This is a genomic window from Xanthomonas sp. SHU 166 (assembly GCF_000364685.1).
Taxonomy (GTDB): Bacteria; Pseudomonadota; Gammaproteobacteria; order Xanthomonadales; family Xanthomonadaceae; genus Xanthomonas_A; species Xanthomonas_A sontii.
The window spans coordinates 1-2088 of record NZ_AQOJ01000285.1; the positions used below are offsets into that span (position 1 = coordinate 1).

Genomic DNA, 2088 nt, shown 5'->3' on the forward strand with positions numbered 1-2088 from the left:
CGCGTTCGCGCTGCTGGGCCGCGAGTTCATGCCGACGCTGGACGAAGGCAATGTGGCGATGCAGGCGCTGCGCGTGCCGTCCACCTCGCTGGAACAGTCGCTGGCGATGCAGCTGGCGCTGGAACAGGCCATCGCCGCGCAGCCGGAAGTGGCAACGGTGTTCTCGCGGACCGGCACCGCCGAGGCGGCGATCGACCCGATGCCGACCAACATCTCCGACAGCGTCATCGTGCTCAAGCCGCGCAAGGACTGGCCCGATCCGGCGCTGGACAAGGAGCGGCTGGTGGCCCGCCTGGAGGCGCTGGCGGGGCAGCAACTCGGCAACAGCTTCGAGTTCAGCCAGCCGATCGAACTACGCTTCAACGAACTGATCTCGGGCGTGCGCACCGACCTGGCAGTGATGATCTTCGGCGACGACTTCGGCCAGTTGCAGAAGGTGGCCGAGCAGATCGCATCGAAGCTGCGCGCGGTGGAGGGCGCGGCCGACGTGCGGGTGGAGCAGATTTCCGGGCTGCCCACGCTGGATGTGACCATCGACCACACGGCGGCGGCACAGGTCGGGCTGAGCGCGGCGGATGTGAGCGACGCGCTGGCCACCGGCATCGGCGGCCGCGCGGCCGGCAAGATCTTCGAGGGCGACCGCCGCTTCGACGTGGTGGTGCGGATGGACGATGCCGCGCGCAACGATCCGGATCAGTTGGCCGCGCTGCCGATCGCCACGCCGACCGGACAGGTGATCCCGCTGTCGTCGGTGGCGCGCATCGCCGTCAGCGAAGGGCCGAACCAGATCAGCCGCGACAACGGCAGCCGCCGCGTGGTGGTGCAGGCCAACGTGCGCGGCCGCGACCTGGGCGGCTTCGTCGGCGCGGCGCAGGCCGCGGTGGCCGACGTGGCGTTGCCGCCGGGGGCCTACCTGACCTGGGGCGGCCAGTTCGAGAACCTGCAGCGTGCCGAGCGACGGCTGGCGACCGTGGTGCCGGTGGTGTTCCTGCTGATCGGCGGCCTGCTGTTCATGGCTCTGCGCAGCGTCAAGGAAGCGGTGCTGGTGTTCAGTTGCGTGCCGCTGGCGCTGGTCGGCGGCCTGCTGGCCCTGCTGCTGCGCGGCATGCCGTTCTCGGTGTCGGCCGCGGTGGGCTTCATCGCCGTCTCCGGCGTGGCCACCTTGAATGGCCTGGTGCTGATGCAGGCGATCCGCGAGCGCCTGGAGGCCGGCGACCTGCCGCTGCAGGCAGCGATCGACGGCGCGGGCAGCCGCATCCGCGCGGTGTTGACCACCGCGCTGGTCGCGATCGTCGGCTTCATTCCGATGGCGATCGCCAGCGGCTCCGGTGCGGAGGTGCAGAAACCGCTGGCGACGGTGGTGATCGGCGGGCTGATCACCGCCACCGCGCTGACCTTGCTGGTGTTGCCGACGTTTGCCGCACGCGTGGCCGGGCCGCGCGTGGCGGGCTGATCCAGCACAGGCCGGCGCGCTTCTCGCGGGAAGCGGCGCCGGCCGGCGCGGCGGCGGTCAGGCCTTCTTCTTGCGCGCGGCGATGTAGGCGCGGATCTGCTGCTTCAGCACCGGCAGCGGCACCGAGCCCTGCTGCAGCACCGCGTCGTGGAAGGACTTGATGTCGAAGTCAGCGCCGAGTTCGCGCTCGGCCTCGGCGCGTAGATCGAGGATGGTCAGCTCGCCGAGCTTGTAGCTCAACGCCTGGCCCGGCCAGGAAATGTAGCGGTCGACCTCGGTGGTGACCTCGTGCTCGCTGAGCGCGGTGCGCTCGCGCAGGTAGGCCTGCGCCTGCGCGCGGGTCCAGCCCTTGTGGTGGATACCGGTGTCGATCACCAGGCGGCAGGCGCGCCACATCTCGTAGCTGAGCCGGCCGAAGTCCTCGTAGGGCGTGGCGTAGATGCCCATCTCCTTGCCCAGCTTCTCGGTGTACAGCGCCCAGCCCTCGCCGTAGGCGGAGATGTAGTTCTCCCGGCGGAACGCCGGCTGCGCACCCTGTTCCTCGGCCAGCGCGCCCTGCAGCGAATGGCCCGGCGAGGATTCGTGCAGGGTCAGCGCCGGCAGGTTGTACAGCGGCCGCGACGGCAGGTCGTAGG

Annotated in this window: 2 protein-coding genes; one reads left to right on the forward strand and one right to left on the reverse strand. The window is 70.5% G+C overall.

Translation table 11 applies throughout. The features are described 5' to 3' along the window. Positions 1-1453 (forward strand): efflux RND transporter permease subunit (locus D180_RS08930; protein ID WP_017912523.1); only part of this gene is annotated, 1453 nt, incomplete at its 5' end. Positions 1454-1510: 57 nt separating this feature from the next. Here D180_RS08930 and D180_RS08935 read toward each other — a convergent pair. Beyond that, positions 1511-2088, reverse strand: a 578-nt coding sequence (locus D180_RS08935; protein WP_043090695.1) for a DUF885 family protein, incomplete at its 5' end; no start/stop codon positions are given.